We start from the raw sequence: 19297 nt of genomic DNA, 5'->3' as shown, positions 1-19297 counted from the left end.
CGACGTACCGCGTTAGGGTGTCCTCCTTGCTGACCGATGACCGGTTTTTGATCTTTATGGGGACCTGACCGATGGCAGGCCGTTACGCGCTTTTGATCGCCAACTACGACTATCAGGACGCCGGCCTGCGGAAACTCGTGGCGCCGCCGCACGACGCGGAATCCCTCGCCGCGGTGCTCGGTGATCCGGCCATCGCCGGCTTCCAGGTGACCACGCTCGTCAACGAGCCGAGCCACCGGGTCGGCCAGGCGATCGGCGAGTTCTACCACGAGCGGCACCACGACGACCTCGTGCTGCTCTACTTCAGCGGGCACGGGCTCAAGGACGACGCCGGCCACCTGCACCTCGCCATGGCGAACACCCGCCGCGACAACCTGCTCTTCACCGCGCTCTCCGCGGACCACGTGGACCAGGCGATGGAGTCCTGCCGGTCCCGGCGCAAGATCCTCATCCTGGACTGCTGCTACAGCGGCGCCTACCGGTCCGGGCAGCGCACCAAGGCCGGCGGCGACGTGCACACGCTGGAGAAGTTCCAGGGCCGGGGGCGCGCCGTCCTCACCGCCTCCGACTCGACGCAGTACTCCTTCGAGGGCGAGCAGGCGTACGGGGAAGGTGTTCGTTCGGTCTTCACCAAGCACCTGGTCGCCGGCCTGCGCGACGGCACCGCGGACCTCGACGGCGATGGTGACGTGACGCTCGACGAGTTGTACAGCTACGTCTACGACCGGGTGGTCGAGGAGGTGCCGCACCAGCAGCCGAAGAAACAGGAGGACATCCAGGGGCGGCTGGTGCTGGCCCGCAACGTGAACTGGACGCTGCCGGCCTATCTGAAACCGCTGCTGGAGAGCCAGCTGCCCGATATCCGGCTGAAGGCGGTGGAGGAACTCGGGCGGGTGCACCAGGCCGGCAACGGGGCCGTACGGCAGCGGATCCTCCAGGAGATGACGCGGCTCACCGAGGACGACAGCCGTAAGGTCTCCGCTGCCGCCAAGGCCTGGTTGGGGTCGTCTCCGATCCCCACGCCGGCGCCCGAACCCCCTCCACCAGCACCGCCGCGCCCCGCGCCCGCGCCTCCGCCCCCTACGCCTGCGCCGCCCCCTGCACCTGCGCCTGCTCCTGGACCTACTCCCGCGCCCGCGCCGTCGCCTCAGCCCGCGCCGTCACCCCGAGTCACCTCGCCACCCGCGGGTTTCCGCTTCTCCGCCGATCTTCTTGCGCCGGCCGGAGCCGTGTCGGCGGGGCTCGGGCTGGTGCTGCTGGTGGCGGGACTCGCCCTTCCCTGGACCCTGTACGACGACAAGAAGCCGCCGTTCTCCGCCCGCCAGGTGATGGGCGAACCGAGCCTCATCCTGTTCGGCCTCGCCCTCGCGGTGATCGCCTTCGTCCTGCCCACGCTCCGCGAACGAACCCATCGCGCCGGGCTCATCGTCGTCGCGCTGTTCGGGGCGATCTGCGTCGCCGTCATGACGTCGTGGTGCCTCTCCGGAGGCAGATCACTCATGGCACTGGCCACGACCTCGACAATCGGCGCCGACCTCGGCCTCTACCGGTTCCCGCTGGTGCTCACCCTCGCCGGGGTGGTTCTGCTCGTGCTCCCCTGCGGCCTTCCGGCCGCCCCCGTCTCCCTCCGGCAAAGATCAACCCCCACCACCATTCCGGTACGGGTCCTCGCCGCGCTCACCGCCCTGACCGCGATCATCGATCTGCTGGTGCTCGCGGCGCACGTCGGCGGGTCGCAGTGGTGGTTCACGGCCGTGAACCCGATCGCGTCCGAGACGGCGACGTTCGTCGTGCCCTGGCAGCACATGGTGATGAGCCTGGTGCTCGCGATCGTCGCCGTCGAACTGGTGCTGACCGGCGGCGTCCGGGAACCGCAGGCCCCGCACTGGTTCCGGCTGCTCGTGCTCTTCGCCGCCACGATGATCCTGGGCGAGGGCTCGGGTTACCTGTTCTGGCTGTGGGACCGCGGCTCCCCCGTGGTGCCCGGGCTCGCCGTCCTGCCGGTGATCCTCTACGCGATCGCCGCCGGGACCGCCTTCGCGGGCGAGCGGTGGGCGGCGTGGGACGGCCGGCACCGTGATCCGGTTCGGTCAGTGTGACGGTCCGGGGGGTGACCAACCGCCGTGTCCCGGCGGCCGCGCTGCGGCCTTGCGTGGCAGCGCGGTCGCGGGGACTGTCGGGGACTTCTTCTAACGCGTACTAAATGGAAGTTGAAATGCAGAAAGGGTGACCTGCGGGATCGAGAAGGACCCGCCACCGGTCGGGCTGGGGTTGGAATTCGGGCTTGGTGGCGCCGAGCGCGACAATGGCCGCCTCGCCGCTGTCGAGGTCGTCGACGCCGAGCTCGAGGTGGGACTGTTTCGGCACGTCAGGATTGGGCCAGGTGGGCGCGACATGCTTCTCCACCTTGACGAAGCCCAGGTGAGCCGACTGAATGAAGGCGAAAGTCTCGCTGGAGTAGGAGATTTCCGCGTCCAGCAGTCTGCTGTAGAAATCCGCGTGCGCCTGCGGGTCGTCGGAATCGAGCGAGACGCCGACGTATCGAGCCAGTGCCATGTGTTTCTTCCCTTCTTCGGTTCGAGGGGAAGTCTGGCGGTACATCACTGACACCTTCTGTCAGTCATGTATGGCAGTCTTCCGGCATGCGTGCCAGCCGGTTGTTGTCGGTAGTCCTCCTGTTGCAGGATCGTGGCCGGCTCACCGCGCAGCAATTGGCGGACGAGTTGGGCGTCTCGGTGCGAACCGTGTACCGGGACATCGAAGCCCTCGGCGAGGCCGGCGTTCCGGTCTACGCCGAGATGGGCGCCGGCGGCGGCTATCAGCTCGTTGATGGTTATCGGACACGCCTGACCGGCCTGACCCCCCAGGAAGCCGGTTCGATCTTCCTGGCCGGCGTCCCGTCCGCAGCCGCCGAACTGGGCCTCGGCGCCGTGCTGACCACCGCCGAGCTGAAGCTGCGGGCGGCGCTCCCCGCACGCCTCAACCGCAGCGTCGGCGAGATCAAGGACCGGTTCCACCTGGATCCGGCAGGCTGGTTCCGGGAGACCGAGACCAACCCCTACCTGTCCGATCTCGCCCGCGCCGTCTGGGAGCGGAGGCGAGCCCGGATGATGTACCGGCGATGGCGCGCCCCCCGCGAGGTGACCCGCGAGATCGAACCGCTGGGGATCGTCCTGAAGGCCGGAGTCTGGTACTTCGTGGCGAAGGTGTCGTCGTCGATCCGGACATATCGGGTTTCGACGATCCTGTCACTGGAGGTGTCGGAGGAGACCTTCGAGCGCCCCGCCGACTTCGACCTGGCAGCGACGTGGTCGGAGTGGGCGACCGATTTCGAGCAGCGCCTGCACAAGGATTCGGCGGTGGTGCGACTCTCCCCCGTAGCCCTGGACCGGATCCCCTATCTGATGAGCCGCGCGATGAACCGCGGAGTGTTCACGGGGCTGGGCCCGCCGGACCCGGACGGCTGGACCACCGTGACGCTCCCGATCGAGTCGGTGAAGCACGCGCATCCCGAGCTGCTGCGGCTGGGCGGTGACGTGGAGGTGCTGTCGCCGCCCGAGTTGAGGGGGTTGATGAGGGAGAGCGCGCGGGCGATGGTGGCGTTGTACGACCCTGCGTGAGGCGGGGTCGGGGGGCTTGCTAAGTTATTCGAGCAAGTCCGGGTGGCGGAATGGCAGACGCGCTAGCTTGAGGTGCTAGTGCCCTTTATCGGGCGTGGGGGTTCAAGTCCCCCCTCGGACACAAATCCGTAGCATCCATGCACAGCATGGGTGTTCATGGGGCCCATGATAGCCAGTAAGCGTTCATGGGCCATCCCAGTAGGCGTAACGAGTAAGGGCTCCCTCGTCGAGGGAGCCCTTACTCGTTACGCCCTTCAGTCACTCAACCAGCGGGTATACTCGAAAAGTGATCGCGATCACACCGCTCTTTCGCGTCATTCGTCGGCCCCTGGAACGGGCCCCACTGTTGGCATCAGGTGAGCGGGTGCGTGCACCGTTGATGCGATCAGGTCCTCTTCGGCAAGGGGATGCGGTTCGCCGGTGAGCACGGCGAGTGCTTGGGCGATTTCGTGCAGGGTGGCTTTGATGTAGGTGACGGTGGTGCCGATGTCACCGGCGTTGGTGTGTCCGGCGTAGGCGCGGGCGACTGCGTAGGAGAAGTGGCGTTCGACCCAGGTCAGGGTGGTGTGGCGTAGCCAGTGTGCGCTGACCTGCTGGGCGGCGACCCTGCGGGTGCCGAAAACCTCATCCGGCCTGTTCACACCCATCTCGATCACCGACGCGAGCCTGATCTGAAGGGCTGGTTCCAGTGACCGGACCTCGGTGAGGCTCGACGCAGCGCGCTTCGCGAGGATGATCGGTTGTGTTGCTGCGACTGGCCTACCTCGGTGTGACCAACGCCCTCGCGCTGCTGCGGCTGTTGCCGATGAGCGACCGCGACAAGGATGCCGAGATCCTCGCCTTGCGTCACCAGATCATGGTGCTCGAACGGCAACTCGGTGGCGAACGGGTCCGGTTCCACCCGGCCGACCGGGCCTGGCTGGCGGCCCTATTGCACCCGCTACCGCGAACGGTGCTGCACCACCTGCGGCTGCTGGTGCGTCCGGACACGGTGCTGCGCTGGCACCGTGAGCTGATCACCCGCCGACACGCCGCACGGTCCCGGCCCTGCCGGGCCGGACGGCCACGAACCCTCCGATCGATCCGCGCCCTGGTGCTGCGTCTGGCACACGAGAACAGCGGCTGGGGCTACCGGCGTATCCACGGCGAACTGCTCGTTCTCGGGGTGAAGGTCGCCGCCTCGACGGTGTGGGAGATCCTCCACGACGCCGGCGTCGACCCGGCACCCGAGCGCACGAACAGCACCTGGACGACGTTCCTACGCTCCCAAGCCCAGGCCCTGATCGCTGCGGACTTCTTCGAGACCGTGACACTGACCGGCGCCCGCCTCTACGTCCTCGCGGTGATCGAACACGCCACCCGAAGGGTCCGGATACTCGGCGCCACGCCCCGTCCCAGCGCCGCCTGGGTCACCCAGGCTGCCCGGAACCTGGTCATGGACCTCGAGGACACCGGCTGCCAGGTCAAGTACCTGATCCGTGATCGTGATGGCAAGTACCCGGCCCAGTTCGACGCCGTCCTCGCCGACGCCGGTATCGAGGTCGTGCTCACCGGCATCCGTATGCCCCGTATGAACTCGATCATGGAACGGTGGATCCAGTCCTGCCGTCACGAACTGCTCGACCGGACCCTGATCTGGAATCAGGCCCATCTGCTGCATGCGCTGCGCGAGTACGAACGCCACCACAATCAGCACCGGCCGCACCGAGGCATCGCGAACGCCCGACCCCTACGAGCACTACCCGACCCGACCACCGAACCAGCCGACCTCGCACGCCTGCGCATCCACCGAACTGATCGACTCGGCGGACTCCTCCACGAATACGAACATGCCGCCTGAACAGCACGGATGGCATTATCGGCACCCGCAGCCTCGCTCCCCTGCTACCCGCGGCGGCTCGCTCCCCTGCTGCCCGCGGCGGCTCGCCGCCGTTGCCTGCGGCCTCAGTCGTCGCTCACCACCCGCTGCCGGACGTGCCGGGGCGAACGAGGCCCGTCTCGTAGGCGACGATCACCGCTTGAACCCGGTCGCGCAGGTTCATCTTGGCGAGAATGCGCTTCACATGCGTCTTTACCGTGGACTCCTCCACGAACAGGTCGGAGGCGATCTCCGTGTTCGACAGCCCGCGGGCCACCCGCTCCAGAACGTCGCGTTCGCGGGCGGTCAGCTCGCGCAAGCGCTGAGCCATCGCCGGGTCGGGCGGCGCGGCGACGGCCATCCGGTCGATCACGGTGCGCGTGATCGCCGGCGACAAGAGCGACTCCCCAGCGGCGACGGTATGTATGGCCTCGATCAGCTGCTCCGGCCGTGTCCGTTTCAGCAGGAACCCGGAGGCGCCGGCGTTGAGCGCACCGAACACGTAGTCGTCGTCCTCGAACGTGGTCAGGATCAGCACCCGCGTCGCCGGCACGGTCGCGCTCAGCGTGCGGGTAGCGGCGATCCCGTCCTCGTGTGGCATCCGCACATCCATCAGCACGACGTCCGGCATGAGCTCCTGTCCGAACGTCACTGCCTCGCGCCCGTCCGCGGCCTCGCCCACCACGCTGATGGTGCTGTCGCTGGAGAGCACGGCACGCAACCCCGCCCGCATGAGGTCGTCATCGTCAACGACCAGAACCCTCACCACCGAATCGCTCATGTGGAGGCACCCCGCACAAACGGTGGGATGTACGGCAGGCGGGCGGTCAGCCGGAACATGTCGGGGCCGTCGGGACTGTCGGGTCCGTCCGCACCGGTCTCCAGGGTGCCGTCAAGAAGCGCGACACGCTCCCGCATGCCGACCAGCCCCATGCCGCCGCCAGGGCGGTGAATCATGCCGCCCGGATCGCGCACGTTGCTGACGGCAGCACCGCCGTCGCCCGCGAGACCGCGCAAGCTACCAGCCGAACCACCCGCGTCGCCCGCGAGACCGTGCAAGCTACCAGCCGAACCGCCCGCGTCGCCCGCGAGACCGCGCACGCTGCCGACTGATTCACCCGCGTCGCCGGTCAGATCGCGGACGCTGCCGACTGGATCGCGGGCGTTGCCGACCGGGTTGCGGACGACGATGTCGACGGTCGCCGGGCCGTAGGTCATCCGCACGTCAGCCGTGCCGGAGCCGTGGCGGGCGGCGTTGGTCAGCGCCTCCTGCAGGATTCGGTAGGCCGCCCAGGCCACCCCGCTGGGAAGCCAGCGCCGTTCACCTTCGACGCGGGCCGTCACCTGCAGACCACTCTCGCGATGCCGGTCGACCAGTTGTTCCAAGGCATCCGTGCCGGCCGGCGCGGGAAGGGCCGGCGCCGAACCGTGCCTCAGCGCACGCACCATGCGGTCGATGTCGGCGATGGTCGCGGCGGCCACTTCCTCGATCGTCCCGATGGCGTGGCGTGACCGCTCCGGATCCTGCTCGTGCAGCAGACGAGCCGCGCCGGCCTGAACCAGGATCACATTGATCGCGTGCCCTGCGGAGTCGTGCAGTTCGCGGGCGATGCGCGTGCGCTCCTCAGACGCGGCGAGCTGCCGTTGCAGCTCGATGTCGAGCTGGCGCAGCCGGGCGTGCACCTCAAGCTCCCGGATGCGCTCGCGACGCAGGCGGCTGCGATCACCGGCGATCCAGACCAGCCCGAACATGGCCGCCCAGGCGAACAGCCCGGACGACATCGCACTCACCGACTTCCCGTTCAGGGTCATCACCACGGTGGACACCGGCACGTAGGCGGCGACGGCCAGCCCCGCCATCAACCGCCGATGGGGCGTGAGCCCGCCGCCGACCGCCTCGGCGAGGACGAAGGTGGCGACCAGCGGACCGGGCGGGACGTCAAGCCCATAACCCAGCGCGAGCATCACCAGAGTGGACAGCGCGGTGACGCCCCACACCGTGGCGGGAAAGTGTCGCGCGAGGAGCAGCGGCAGGGCTGACGTGCAGACCAGCACGACGCCGAGCAGGTCGAGCGGACGGTAGCCGGGCTCGGCAGCGCCCAGCCCGCCCTCGCGCAGCATCACGAGGGTGAAGAGGCCGGCGGCCAGCATCACCACATCGCCGGCGGCTTCCTGGCCGCGCTGTCGCAGGTCCTCCCACATGCGCCCAGCGTACGGGCGGCAAGGCCGGGGCGAATCCCTCCGCGGGAGCATCCGGCCTCCCCCTGCGGGGGTACGAGAGAAGCCCTCCCCGGGGCGTTTCGCCGTAGTGCCGGCCGCCCATAGCGTCGCCCCCATCGCCTGCCGGCCGCGCTCGAACGCCGTGCAGCGACGCTCCATCACCTCGTACCACGCCGGCCCATCACCCGGCGCCCACCTCGTCACCGGAGGATCTGATGACCGTCACCGAAACCCACCGACGCAGCGTGTTCGAGCGGCTCGCCGGCTGGTCACAGCGACACCGGTGGACGGCGCTGCTGCTGTGGGTGCTGGTCCTGGCCGGAGTCACCGCCGGGGCGAGGCTCGCCGGCAGCGACTTCCGCAACGACTTCACGTTGCCCGGCGCCGAGTCTCAGCAGGCGCAGGATCTGCTCGCCGATCGCGCGCCGATCCGGGCCGGTGGTTCCCTCGACATCGTCGTCCGGGCCCCTGGCGGGATGTCCGAGCCTTCGACCCGCGAAGCGGTCGACGCCATGCTGACCCGCATTCGCGCGCTTCCCCACGTGGCCGAGGTGGTCAGCCCGTATCCGTCCGGCTCCTTCCCGCCGACGGCGATCTCCGCGGACGGCACGATCGGATATGCGACGGTCGCCCTCGACGTTCCCGCCGAGGCGATGCCGGCTGACGCCACCCGCAGGATCATCGAGACGGCCCGAGCCAGCGGTTCCGGGTCCGCCGATGAGGCGGCCGGCAGCAGTGGGCTGACGGTTGAGGTGGGCGGCGATCCAGCCCGGGCGGCCGAGGAGGCAGAGGGTGGCGCCGCCGAGGGCGCGGGTCTGCTCGCCGCGCTGGTGGTGCTCGTTCTGCTCTTCGGTTCGCTGCTCGCGGCCAGCCTGCCGATCATCATCGCGGTGTTCGCCGTCGGCAGCGCGATCGGGCTCGTCACGCTTGCCTCGCATGTCGCAACGGTCGCTGACTTCACCACTCCACTGCTGATCCTGGTCGGGTTGGGCGTGGGCATCGATTACGCGCTGCTGGTCTTCTCCCGGTTCCGGGGCGAGCTGACGGCCGGCGCCGATCGCAGCGCGGCCGTGCGGACCGCCCTGGACACGGCGGGACGAACCGTGTTCTTCGCCGGCACAACCGTGATCATCGCGCTGCTCGGGCTGGTGCTGCTCGGCCTCGGCGCATTGCAGGGAGTGGCGGTGGCGCTTGCCGTCACCGTGCTGGTCACGATGCTGGCGGCCCTGGTGCTTCTCCCCGCGTTGCTCGGGTTCTTCGGCGCGCGGCTGGAACGCACCATGGCGAAGCGGGCGGAGAAGGCAGCCCGCAGCGGCCGTGCCCCGCGCGACGAGGGGCGCCTCTGGCGCCGGTGGAGCAACGCGGTCGCGCGCCGGCCCTGGCCCGCGATCCTGCTGCCGCTCGTCGCGTTGATCGGGATGTCCGCGCCGGTGGTCGGCATGCGGCTCGGCTTCGCCGACGCCGGGAACGATGCCGAGAGCAAGACCAGCACCCGGGCCTACCACCTGCTGGCCGAGGGCTTCGGACCGGGCGTGAACGGACCGTTGGTGCTGGTGATAACCGGTGGGGGACAGCCGGTTCAGAGCGCGGCCCGGGCTGTCCAGCAGGCTGTCGCGGCCACGCCCGGTGTCGCCGGAACCATTGCGCCGATGGTCGCCTCCGGCGGCGACCTCGCGACCGTGATCGCCTTCCCGGAGTCGGCTCCTCAGGACGAGGCCACCCAGAATCTCGTGGACACGCTCCGCGGCGACGCGCTAGCCACGGTGGCCCGCGACCACGACGTGACGGTGTTGGTGGGCGGGCCGACCGCGGCAGTCATCGACGTCTCGGCAGCGATCGCCGACAGGTTGCCGCTCTTCATCGCGGTCGTGGTGGGCCTGTCCGCGCTGCTGTTGCTGGTCCTGTTCCGCTCGCTGCTGATCCCGGTGAAAGCCGCTGTGCTCAATCTGCTCAGCGTCGGCGCCGCCATGGGGTTGGTGACCTGGGTGTTCCAGCATGGCGCGTTCGGGGTGCCACCGGGGCCGATCGAGGCGTACGTGCCAGTCATGATCTTTGCGATCGTGTTCGGACTGTCGATGGACTACGAGGTGTTCCTGCTCGCCCGCATGCACGAGGAATGGGAGAAGACCCGGGACGCCGTCGGTGCGGTGCGGGAAGGGCTGGCTACGACGGGGAGGGTCGTCACGGCGGCTGCCGCGATCATGGTAGTGGTGTTCGGGGCTTTCCTTCTCTCGCCCGATCGGATGTTGCAGCAGTTCGGCCTCGGGCTGGCGGCGGCCGTGCTGATCGACGCCGTGGTCATCCGCTGCCTGTTGCTACCGGCTGTCATGCACGTGTTCGGAGCGCGGGCGTGGTGGTTGCCCGCAGGGCTGGCGCGACGACTCCCCCGGCTGGCATTGGAGCACCGGTGATGTTCGGGGAACTGCTCACCGGCAGGCTCGCCGTGTGGCGGCGGGGCCGGCCGGCCCGAGACGACGCAGAGGCCCGGAATCAGCCGAATAACCGGGCCTCGCCGCCATCGACCGTCGATGCCGAGTTAGTCGATGCCGAACTGGTAGACAGTCGTCGACCGGTACTCCTCCCCCGGCCGCAGCACGGTGGAGGGGAAGGAAGGCTGATTCGGCGAGTCCGGGAAGTGCTGGGTCTCCAGCGCGAATCCGTCGCCCTGGCGGTACGCGCGGCCGCCCGCCCCGGCGAACGAGCCGTCCAGGAAGTTGCCGGAGTAGAACTGCATGCCCGGCTCGGTGGTCAGCACGGTCAGCGTCCGCCCGCCGACCGGCTCGACGACCCGGGCCACCTCCCGCAGGCCGTCCTCGGAACCGCGCAGCACCCAGTTGTGGTCGTACCCTCCGGCGAGCAGCAACTGCTCCTCGGCGGCACGGATCCGGGCCCCGATGGCGACCGGCTCACGGAAGTCCATCGCGGTCCCCTCGACAGGCGCGACGGTTCCAGCGGGGATCAGGCCGGGGCCGACCGGCAGGAACCCGTCGGCGTGGATCTGCATGAGGTGGCCGTAAACGTCTCCGGAGCCCACGCCGGCCAGGTTGAAGTAGCTGTGGTTGGTCAGGTTGACCACGGTCGGCGCGTCGGTCACCGCCGCGTAATCGATGCGCAGAGCGTTGTCGCCGGCGAGGGTGTAGGTGACCGTCACCGACAGTTCTCCCGGGAACCCCTCGTCGCCGTCCGGGCTGACGTGGGTCAGTTCCAGGCCGTTCTCCACGGACCGGCAGGTCCAGGTCTTCTTGTCGAAACCGGACAACCCGCCGTGGAGGCTGTTCGGCCCGTCGTTCACCGGCACCTTCCACGTGGAGCCGTCGAGATCGAAGGTGCCCGAGGCGATCCGGTTCCCGAACCGCCCGATGATCGCGCCGAAGTATGGTCCCGGGTGATCGCGATAGCCCTGTGGATCGTCGAATCCCAGCGCGACGTTGGCGATCGTCCCGTCCCGATCCGGGACCTCGATCGACTGGACGATCCCGCCATAACCGAGGATCCGAACGCGCATGCCATTCGCGTTGGTCAATTCATACTGGTCGGCCGACATGCCGACGGATCTTACCGGTGCGGCGGTCAGCGGTCAGCCTGCCGGTGCTATCGGCAGCGGTCAGTCCGCTGGGGCGTTGTAGCGGTCCCGGACGAAGCGACCGAGGCGAGCCGCGAACTCCTCCACCGTGGCGGCTGCCGCGTGCCGGGAGTCCCAGACCACCACCAGCCGGATGCTGAGCCGGCGGCCGCCCAGGTCCACCGCCAGTGGGACCAGGCCGAACCGCGGGTCATCGGTCACCACCGCGACGCCCCGGCCGGCTGCGGCAAGCGCCTGCGCGACGGTCCCGTTGGCGGCCTCGGTCACCGAGCGCGAGCCACCACCCACGTCGGAACCGGTGTTCAGGCCGGCACCGATCGAGGCGACCGCGTGCTCCAGGGCCTGCCGGGCCGTGGACGCCGGCGGCAGCACGATCAGCGGCTCGGCGATCAACTCGGCGAGCGTCACCTCCTCGCGGTCCTGCCAGCGATGGCCGACCGGGACGTAGGCCCAGACCGGCAGCACCGCGAGCGGCTGCGACCGGTAGGGATCAGCGCCGCGGGCCGTGCCGATCGCCAGGTCCGCGCCGAGTCGCAGGGTCTCGGCGGCGGAGAGGCCGTCGGCGCCGAGCACGTCGGTGGTCGGGTCTTCTGCGGCCAGGGTGGCGATGAACGGCGCCACCACGTCGGTCAGCGTGACGGCGGGCGCTCCGATGGTGAGCCGTTCGAGCCGGCCGTTGCGGTGGAACGCGGCGGCGGCGCGCACCGCGTCCGCCCGGCCGAGCACGTCGCGGGCCAGCGGCAGCAGGGTGCGCCCTGCGGGCGACAGCGTGAAGCGGCGGCCGACCAGGTCGAACAGTTCGACGCCGAGTTCGCGTTCGAGTTGACGCAACTGCCGGGACAGGGACGGCTGGGTGACGTGCAGGCGGGTGGCCGCGCCACTGACCGTGCCGGCCTCGGCGATGGCCACGAAATACCGCAGGTGCCGCAGCTCCACCTATGCCTCCGAGGCATGAATATTCTGCTCATCGAGTGTTGGACGAGCATAGGTCAGGGAACCGAGACTTCAGGCGTGAACAAACGGCGCCTCGTCACCGAACTGCCCGGTCCTCGCTCCCGGGCGCTCATGGAACGCAAGACCTCGGCCGTCGCCGACGGTGTCGGCACCACGATGCCGGTCTTCGCCGCGAAGGCCGGTGGCGGCATCGTCGTCGACGTCGACGGCAACCAGCTCATCGACCTCGGCTCGGGCATCGCGGTCACCACCGTCGGCGCCAGCAATCCGCGCGTCGTGCGGGCCGTCACCGAGCAGGTCGAGGCGTTCACGCACACCTGCTTCATGGTCACGCCCTACGACGGATACGTCAGGGTCGCGGAGAAGCTCAACCAGCTCACCCCCGGCGACCACGACAAGCGGACCGCGCTGTTCAACTCGGGCGCCGAGGCCGTGGAGAACGCCGTCAAGATCGCTCGGGCGTACACCCGGCGGGACGCGGTCGTGGTGTTCGATCACGCCTACCACGGCCGCACCAACCTGACGCTCGCGATGACGGCGAAGAACAAGCCGTACAAGCACACGTTCGGCCCGTTCGCGCCGGAGGTCTACCGGGCGCCGGGCTCGTACCCGTACCGGGACGGCAATCTGGACGGTGCGGCCGCCGCCGCGCGTGCCGTCGACCAGATCGAGAAGCAGATCGGCGCGGAGAACCTGGCGGCGCTCGTGATCGAGCCGATCCAGGGCGAGGGAGGGTTCATCGAGCCGGCACCGGGCTTCCTGCCCGCCCTGGCGGCGTGGTGCCGGGCCAGCGGCGTGGTGTTCGTCGCCGACGAGGTGCAGACCGGCTTCGCGCGGACCGGTGACCTGTTCGCCTGTGAGCACGAGAACGTCGTACCCGATCTGATCGTGACCGCGAAGGGCATCGCCGGTGGCCTGCCGCTCTCCGCGGTGACCGGCCGGGCCGAGATCATGAACGCCGCGCACGAGGGTGGTCTGGGCGGCACCTACGGCGGCAACCCGATCGCCTGCGCCGCCGCGCTGGCCGCGATCGAGACCATCGAGGAGGACGGGCTCGGCGCCCGGGCGACCGAGATCGAAACCCTGATCAAGGAGCGCCTGTCACGCTTGGCGGTCCAAGACCTTCGATTGGCAGGGGTACGGGGTCGCGGCGCCATGATCGCGGTGGAGCTCGTCCGTGAGGGCAGCACCGAACCCGATCCGCGCCTCGCCCGCGACGTGGCCCGTTACGCCCACCGGCACGGTGTCATCGTGCTGACCTGCGGCACCTACGGCAACGTGCTGCGTTTCCTGCCCCCGCTGACCATCACCGACGAGCTGCTGAACGACGCGTTCGACGTTCTCGCCGACGCCCTGAACGCCACCGCCCCGAAAGCGGCCGCCCAGCAAGCCGACGCCCTGAAAGCCACCGCCCTCGAAGCAACTGCCCCGAAAGCCACCGCCCTCGAAGCCACCGCCCCGGAGGCCACCCGATGAGCACGTTCGACGTCGTCGACCCGGCAACTCTGGACGTCATCGCGTCCGTTCCGGATCAGGGCATCGCCGAGGCCCGCGCGGCCGTGGACGCCGCCCACTCCGCGTTCCCCGCATGGTCGCGGACCGCACCGCGCCGCCGCTCCGAGATCCTGCACGGGGCGTTCGAGCTGATGCTGCACAACCGCGAGGAGCTGGCCCGGCTGATCGCCACCGAGAACGGTAAGTCGCTCACCGACGCGGCCGGCGAGGTCACGTACGCGGCCGAGTTCTTCCGCTGGTTTGCCGAGGAGGCGGTCCGGCCCGGCGGCGACTACGGCGAAGCTCCGGCGGGCGGCGCCCGTACCCTCGTCGGTCACCGCCCGGTGGGCGTCGCCGCCCTGGTCACGCCCTGGAACTTCCCTGCCGCGATGATCACCCGCAAGATCGGCCCGGCGCTCGCGGCCGGCTGCACCGCTGTGGTGAAACCGGCCGCCGAGACCCCGCTGACCGCGCTCGCGATCGCTCGGCTTCTCACCGAGGCCGGCCTGCCGGACGGCGTGATCACCGTGGTCACCACCACCGACGCGGCGGGTGTGGTCGGCGCGTGGCTGGACGACGCGCGGGTTCGCAAGATTTCGTTCACCGGCAGCACCGCGGTCGGCCGGGTGCTGCTGCGGCACGCCGCCGATCGGGTGGTCAACTCGTCGATGGAGCTCGGCGGCAACGCGCCGTTCGTGGTCACCGAGGACGCCGACCTGGACGCCGCCGTGGCCGGCGCGATGATCGCCAAGTTCCGCAACGGCGGGCAGGCCTGCACGGCGGCCAACCGGTTCTTCGTGCACGCCGACGTCGCCGAGGAGTTCGTGGCCCGGTTCGGTGCGGCGGTCGAGAAGCTGAGCGTCGGCCCGGCCCGTGACGGGTCGGCGATCGGGCCACTGATCAGCGACAACGCGGTGCGCAGAGTCTCCCGTACCGTCGATGAATTGATTGCGGCCGGCGCCCGGATCACCCACCGTGCGCAGGTCCCGGACGCGGCCGGGCACTTCTATCCGCCGACGGTGCTTGTCGACGCGCCCGCCGTGCCGGAGGAGATCTTCGGGCCGGTCGCGCCGATCACCACGTGGACCGATGAGGCGGCGCTGCTCGACGAGATCAACGCGACCGAGTACGGGCTGGCCGCCTACGTCTTCTCCGGTGACCTGCGGCGTGCGATCCGGATCGGCGAGGCGATCGACGCCGGCATGGTGGGCATCAACCGGGGTCTGGTCTCCGATCCGTCGGCGCCGTTCGGCGGGGTGAAGCAGAGTGGGCTGGGGCGGGAGGGTGCCCGCGATGGGCTCCGCGAGTTCCAGGAGACCCAGTACCTCAGCGTTGAGTGGCCCGGCTGAGCGCGCTACCCGACCGCAACCACAAAGACATCAACAGAGTCCTGATGACGGCCGGTCCGCCGCCGAAGAAAGGAGCATTCCCCAGAAAAGTCTGCTTACAGGAAGGCCCGGAATTTGATGACCAGCGCTCGGCTCTGCGCCACCATTCTGGCTTCCTCCCTCACCCTCGGCACGATGTCCCTGGCGGCATCGGCGCCGGCGGCGGCCGTGGACGGCGCTGACACCACGCCGGTCACGGTCACCGCCGTGCCTACGCTGGCCAGCCGGATGGCCGCCGTGAAGGTCGCGAAGAGCATCAACTACTACCCGTCGGACGCGGGCTGGTCGGCGATGTGGACGAACTTCGACGCCACCACGATCGACAAGGACATGGCGCGCGCCGCCGAGCTCGGCGCCGACAACGTCCGGGTGATCGTCTTCCCGAACACGTTCGGCTACCCGACGCCGTCCGCCACCTACACCGAGCGGCTGCGCAAGTTCATCAGCGTCGCCGGCGCGCACGGCCTCACCGTGAAGCTCACCCTGTTCGACTGGTGGGCCGGGTACACCGACGCCGCGAACAGCGTCACCTGGGCCAAGACGGTGATCGCGCCGTACGCCGACGACCCGCAGGTCATCGCCGTCGAGCTGAAGAACGAGTTCCAGCCGGACGACACCGCCGCCGTCGCCTGGGTCCGCCAGGTGATCCCGGGGATCCGCGCGGCCGCGCCGACCATGCCGCTCACCCTCTCCGTCGACGCCGGCACCGGCGCGGCCGGCATGGCGAAGATCAAGTCGGCGCTGGTCACGACGCCGCTCGACTACTACGACTTCCACTTCTACGGGAACTCGGAACGGTCCCTCGCCGAGATCCGTAAGGCGCAGGCCGCCGTCGCGCCCTCCCCCGTGGTGATCGGCGAGACCGGGTCCAGCAGCGCCACCGGCACCGAGGGTGAGCAGGCCGCGTACTTCGCCCGGGTGTTCCGCGCCGCCAAGGAGGCCGGCGTCGGCTCGGTCGCGCCGTGGACGCTCAACGACTTCTCCGACAACGCCATCCCCAGCCACTCCAACGTTTCCACGATGCCGGCCCAGTACAAGTTCGGTCTCTACCGCGCCGACGGCACCGCCAAGCTAGCCGCCGACGTGGTCCGCACCGCGTGGACCACCGGCACCATGCCGAACAGCTACCTGAACCTGAGCTTCGAGGCGACCGCGAACAACTCGCCGTGGCGGCAGAACCAGCCCGCCGCCGGCGTCGCCGTGATCACCACCGACATGCCGCGCACCGGCCGCTACTCGGCGAAGTTCTCCGGCACCACGCGCACCACGGCCGGCCTTCCGTCGCTGGTCACCGCGCCGATCACGCCGGTGCAGCCGGGATATCGGTGGCGCGCGGAGTCGTATGCCCGGGGCATCAACGCCACGGGTACGACGGAGATGTCGCTGAGCTGGTTTGACGCCAACGGCAAGTGGCTGAGCCAGAGCGTCTCGAACCGCCTCCCCACGGGCAACACGACGTGGACGAAGCTGGTGATCGAGGCGGTGGCCCCGGAGGGCGCCGCGGGCGGCCAGCTGCACCTGAAGTCCGGGGACAATTCGGGCACGGTCTGGTTCGACGACGTAGCCATGTCCTGAGCGCGGCCCGGCGGGTCCGAGCCGTAGCCGGTGGCGGCTACCGGCGCTTGATCACATGCCTCAGCTACGGCCGGCCGGTCCGAGCCGTGCCTGAGCACGCCTATCCGGGCTTGATCACATGCCTCAGCTACGGCCGGCGGGTCCGGGCCGTAGCTGAGCACGCCTATCCGGGCTTGATCACATGGCTGGGCTACGGCTGGGCGGGCCGAGCCGTCGGGCGCGCATGATCGGTGCTGGACTGGCCGGGCGCGTCGGCCGGCTTCGGGCGGGCGGACCGGGCGGACGGGCCGGGCGGGCGGGCCCAGCGCGGTCGGCTTCGGGTGGGCGGGCCGGCTGGCCTCCGTCGTGGGGCTGGTGTCAGGTGGTGACCAGCGCGGCCTCGCGGGCTGCGGAGACCAGATGGTGCAGCGGCTGCGGGAGGCTTCGCCGGAACTGGTCGGACAGGCGGGCCCGGTCGCGCGGGTTCAGCGTGTCGAAGAGCAGCTGGTCGAGGCCTGTCGCGAGGAAGAGGCCGGCCACCATCAGGTCGGCGGTGTCGAGCGGCTCGTTGTAGGACAGTTTGGTGCGGATCCGGCCGGCCGGCTCGCCGGGGGTGCGCGGGTCGGTGAAGACCAGGGACGTGTTCGAGGTGAGCAGCCGCCGTTTCGTCTCGCGTCTGAGCACGCCGGTGATGGTCAGGCGATGTTCGACCACGTCGGTGGCGAAGCCGGCGGAGAGGTCCCGGATCCACTGCCGCACCTCGTGCGGACCGGGCGTCTCCACCAGACGCCGCAGCACCGCCGAGCTGGCCGGGTCGCCTGTCGGCTGCGAGTCGATCACCCGCAGCAGAAAGCCGGCCGCCGCCGGCCCAGAGCCGCCCGACAACGATGCGCCCGCCGAAAACCCGCCCGGCCCAGAGCCGCCCGCCGAAAACCCGCCCGGCAACGATGCGCCCGTCAAGGAGCCGGCTGCCGGCGACGGGACCAGCTGGAGGCGGCGCCAGAACAGCAACTCGCCGAGCAGCGTGGCGGCCAGCCCCACCCCCAGGACCGGCGGCGACAGCAGCGCCCGCCCGCCGATCCCGTCATGGGCGGCCAGGTAGAAGTCGTCGGCGGGAGGGAGCTGCTGCGGCGAGGTCATGAGCTCAGCCCTTAGGTAGTCAGCTGCGGAGAGCGCCGACGCTATCCGCGTAGGGTTGCCACGAGGTTAAGCCAAGGAGCGCGGACACCCCGGACACGAGGTCAAGCCAGGGAGCGCGGATACCCCCGGACACGAGGTCAAGCCAGGGAGCGCGGGTACCCCAGATACGGCTGCCGCCAACGATCAAAATCGGCCAGCTCGTCCTGCCACGAGCCGACGATGGACTCTACCGAGGCGCCCGCGTCGATCATCGTGCGCGGGCGGTCGGAGCCGAACAGCAGGTCGGCGAAGGGCGGCCGGCCGGGGTTGTCGTCCCGCCAGGCGAACCCGGGCAGCTTGCGCGCTTCGACGAGCATGGCCACGGCCGTACGGATCGGGTCGAACGCCGCCCGGTCTGTCACGTGCAGTTCGACACCGCCGCAGAGCCGGTCGGCGAACTTCCCGGTCACCGGCACGAAGTACGCCTCCCGCAGCGCCACCCCGGGCAGCTCGTGCTCCGCCACCCGGTCCCGCCAGCGATGATCGAGGTCGGGGCTGCCGCACAGCTCGAACGGCCGGGTCGTGCCCCGCCCCTCGGAGATCGACGTGACGCCCTCGAACAGGCACGTCCCGGGGTAGACCGCGGCCGTGTCCGGGGTGGGCATGTTCGGACTGGGCATCACCCACGGCACACCGGTGTCGGCGGCGAACAGGCCGCCGTGCCAGCCCTCGCACGGGACCACCTCCAGCCGGACCGGGGCCGGCAGGAACTCGCTGTTGTAGTAGCGGGCCAGCTCACCGACGGTCATCCCGTGCTGCTGGACGATCTCCTTCAACCCGACGCCGGAGGTGAAGCCGGGTTTGAGCATCGGCCCGAACGCGCGCCCGCCGATCGGATTCGGACGGTCCAGCACCACGTACCGTAATTTCAACGTCGCCGCGGCGGCCATCGAGTCGTGCAGCGTCCAGATGTAGGTGTAGAACCGCGCGCCGACGTCCTGGATGTCGAAGACCACGGTTCGGACGCCTGCCTCGGTGAACATCGCGACCCATTGGTCGTGGGTGGCGCGGTGGGCGTCGTACACCCGCAGGCCGGTCCGGGCGTCCACCCCGGAGCTGCCGCCGACCCGCTGTGAGCCGCGGAAACCGTGCTCCGGCCCGAAGATCCCGCCGATCGGCAGCCCGGCCGCGTGCAGCAGGTCGACCAGATGACGGTACTCCCGGTCGACGGCCGTGAGGTTGGCGACGACACCGAGCGGGCCATCGCGCAACACGTCCCAGTTGTCCGATGCGGCGATTTCCAGGCCGGTGCGCACCGCGACGTGAGCAGAGGCGGGCCGGGGATGAAGAACGGCCACCCCTGCTGCCGCGATCAGGGTCCGGCGTCGCATGCCGCCTCCGGCGATTTCCGAGGGTACGGGTCACCGCAAGCCATACCGGAGTCCGGCGGGAACCGCCCCCGATCCCACGGAAAGGCCCCCTCCCGATACCGGATCGGAAGGGGGCC

Annotated in this window: 15 protein-coding genes and 1 tRNA gene; 8 read left to right on the top strand and 8 right to left on the bottom strand. The window is 69.9% G+C overall.

Features of this window, described 5'->3' with window-relative positions; translation table 11 throughout:
• The first annotated feature begins 71 nt into the window (after positions 1-71).
• Entirely contained in the window at positions 72-2099 is a 2028-nt protein-coding gene (locus tag AMIS_RS40435; RefSeq protein ID WP_014442523.1) for a caspase, EACC1-associated type, read from the top strand.
• 100 nt (positions 2100-2199) lie between these two features.
• On the opposite strand, the gene AMIS_RS11900 is transcribed toward AMIS_RS40435, so the two are convergent.
• Positions 2200-2601, bottom strand: coding sequence for a VOC family protein (locus AMIS_RS11900; protein ID WP_231859285.1), 402 nt, complete (start codon positions 2599-2601; stop codon positions 2200-2202).
• Between the two features lie 41 nt (positions 2602-2642).
• Between AMIS_RS11900 and AMIS_RS11895 the strand changes: the two genes are divergently transcribed.
• Both AMIS_RS11895 and AMIS_RS11890 read left to right on the top strand, forming a co-directional pair.
• Positions 2643-3620: a helix-turn-helix transcriptional regulator gene (locus AMIS_RS11895; protein WP_014442521.1), complete on the top strand. Its 978-nt coding sequence runs from the start codon at positions 2643-2645 to the stop codon at positions 3618-3620.
• A gap of 36 nt (positions 3621-3656) precedes the next feature.
• Positions 3657-3741, top strand: a tRNA-Leu gene (locus AMIS_RS11890).
• Between the two features lie 193 nt (positions 3742-3934).
• Here AMIS_RS11890 and AMIS_RS44055 read toward each other — a convergent pair.
• The gene (locus AMIS_RS44055; RefSeq protein WP_041829707.1) at positions 3935-4276 is read right to left on the bottom strand and encodes a hypothetical protein; all 342 of its coding nucleotides are present in this window, start codon (positions 4274-4276) and stop codon (positions 3935-3937) included.
• Between the two features lie 86 nt (positions 4277-4362).
• Here AMIS_RS44055 and AMIS_RS11880 point away from each other — a divergent pair, with 86 nt between their 5' ends.
• Entirely contained in the window at positions 4363-5460 is a 1098-nt protein-coding gene (locus tag AMIS_RS11880; RefSeq protein ID WP_014442519.1) for an integrase core domain-containing protein, read from the top strand.
• Positions 5461-5575: 115 nt separating this feature from the next.
• Here AMIS_RS11880 and AMIS_RS11875 read toward each other — a convergent pair whose 3' ends face one another.
• Both AMIS_RS11875 and AMIS_RS11870 read right to left on the bottom strand, forming a co-directional pair.
• Entirely contained in the window at positions 5576-6259 is a 684-nt protein-coding gene (locus tag AMIS_RS11875; protein ID WP_014442518.1) for a response regulator, read from the bottom strand.
• Positions 6256-7680 (bottom strand): sensor histidine kinase, encoded by a 1425-nt coding sequence (locus AMIS_RS11870; protein ID WP_014442517.1) that lies wholly within the window; start codon positions 7678-7680, stop codon positions 6256-6258. Before AMIS_RS11870 ends, AMIS_RS11875 begins: the two co-directional genes overlap by 4 nt.
• A gap of 233 nt (positions 7681-7913) precedes the next feature.
• Here AMIS_RS11870 and AMIS_RS11865 point away from each other — a divergent pair, with 233 nt between their 5' ends.
• A complete protein-coding gene (locus AMIS_RS11865) occupies positions 7914-10109 on the top strand; it encodes an MMPL family transporter (RefSeq protein ID WP_014442516.1) in 2196 nt (731 codons plus the stop codon).
• Positions 10110-10234: 125 nt separating this feature from the next.
• Here the strand turns inward: AMIS_RS11865 and AMIS_RS11860 are convergent, their stop codons facing one another.
• Together AMIS_RS11860 and AMIS_RS11855 are read right to left on the bottom strand one after the other, a co-directional pair.
• Complete coding sequence (locus AMIS_RS11860) at positions 10235-11242, bottom strand: aldose epimerase family protein (protein ID WP_014442515.1); 1008 nt, start codon at positions 11240-11242, stop codon at positions 10235-10237.
• Between the two features lie 60 nt (positions 11243-11302).
• On the bottom strand, positions 11303-12217 hold the full coding sequence (locus tag AMIS_RS11855) for a LysR family transcriptional regulator (RefSeq protein WP_014442514.1): 915 nt from the start codon (positions 12215-12217) through the stop codon (positions 11303-11305).
• A gap of 75 nt (positions 12218-12292) precedes the next feature.
• On the opposite strand from AMIS_RS11855, the gene gabT reads away from it, so the two are divergent.
• From gabT to AMIS_RS11840, 3 genes are all read left to right on the top strand, one after another.
• Entirely contained in the window at positions 12293-13711 is a 1419-nt protein-coding gene (gene gabT, locus AMIS_RS11850) for a 4-aminobutyrate--2-oxoglutarate transaminase (RefSeq protein WP_014442513.1), read from the top strand.
• Positions 13708-15078, top strand: a complete 1371-nt coding sequence (locus AMIS_RS11845) for an NAD-dependent succinate-semialdehyde dehydrogenase (protein ID WP_014442512.1) — start codon at positions 13708-13710, stop codon at positions 15076-15078. The genes gabT and AMIS_RS11845 overlap by 4 nt, the downstream gene beginning before the upstream one ends.
• Before the next feature lie 117 nt (positions 15079-15195).
• A complete protein-coding gene (locus AMIS_RS11840; protein ID WP_014442511.1) occupies positions 15196-16692 on the top strand; it encodes a cellulase family glycosylhydrolase in 1497 nt (498 codons plus the stop codon).
• Positions 16693-17049: 357 nt separating this feature from the next.
• Here AMIS_RS11840 and AMIS_RS11835 read toward each other — a convergent pair whose 3' ends face one another.
• Together AMIS_RS11835 and AMIS_RS11830 are read right to left on the bottom strand one after the other, a co-directional pair.
• Entirely contained in the window at positions 17050-17811 is a 762-nt protein-coding gene (locus tag AMIS_RS11835; RefSeq protein WP_014442510.1) for a GOLPH3/VPS74 family protein, read from the bottom strand.
• A gap of 137 nt (positions 17812-17948) precedes the next feature.
• Positions 17949-19181 (bottom strand): exo-beta-N-acetylmuramidase NamZ family protein, encoded by a 1233-nt coding sequence (locus AMIS_RS11830; RefSeq protein WP_014442509.1) that lies wholly within the window; start codon positions 19179-19181, stop codon positions 17949-17951.
• Between the last annotated feature and the right edge of the window lie 116 nt (positions 19182-19297).

This window comes from Actinoplanes missouriensis 431 (assembly GCF_000284295.1).
Lineage (GTDB): Bacteria > Actinomycetota > Actinomycetes > Mycobacteriales > Micromonosporaceae > Actinoplanes > Actinoplanes missouriensis.
Note: the sequence above shows the minus strand (reverse complement) of the source record. Positions and strands in the feature narration are given on the sequence as shown.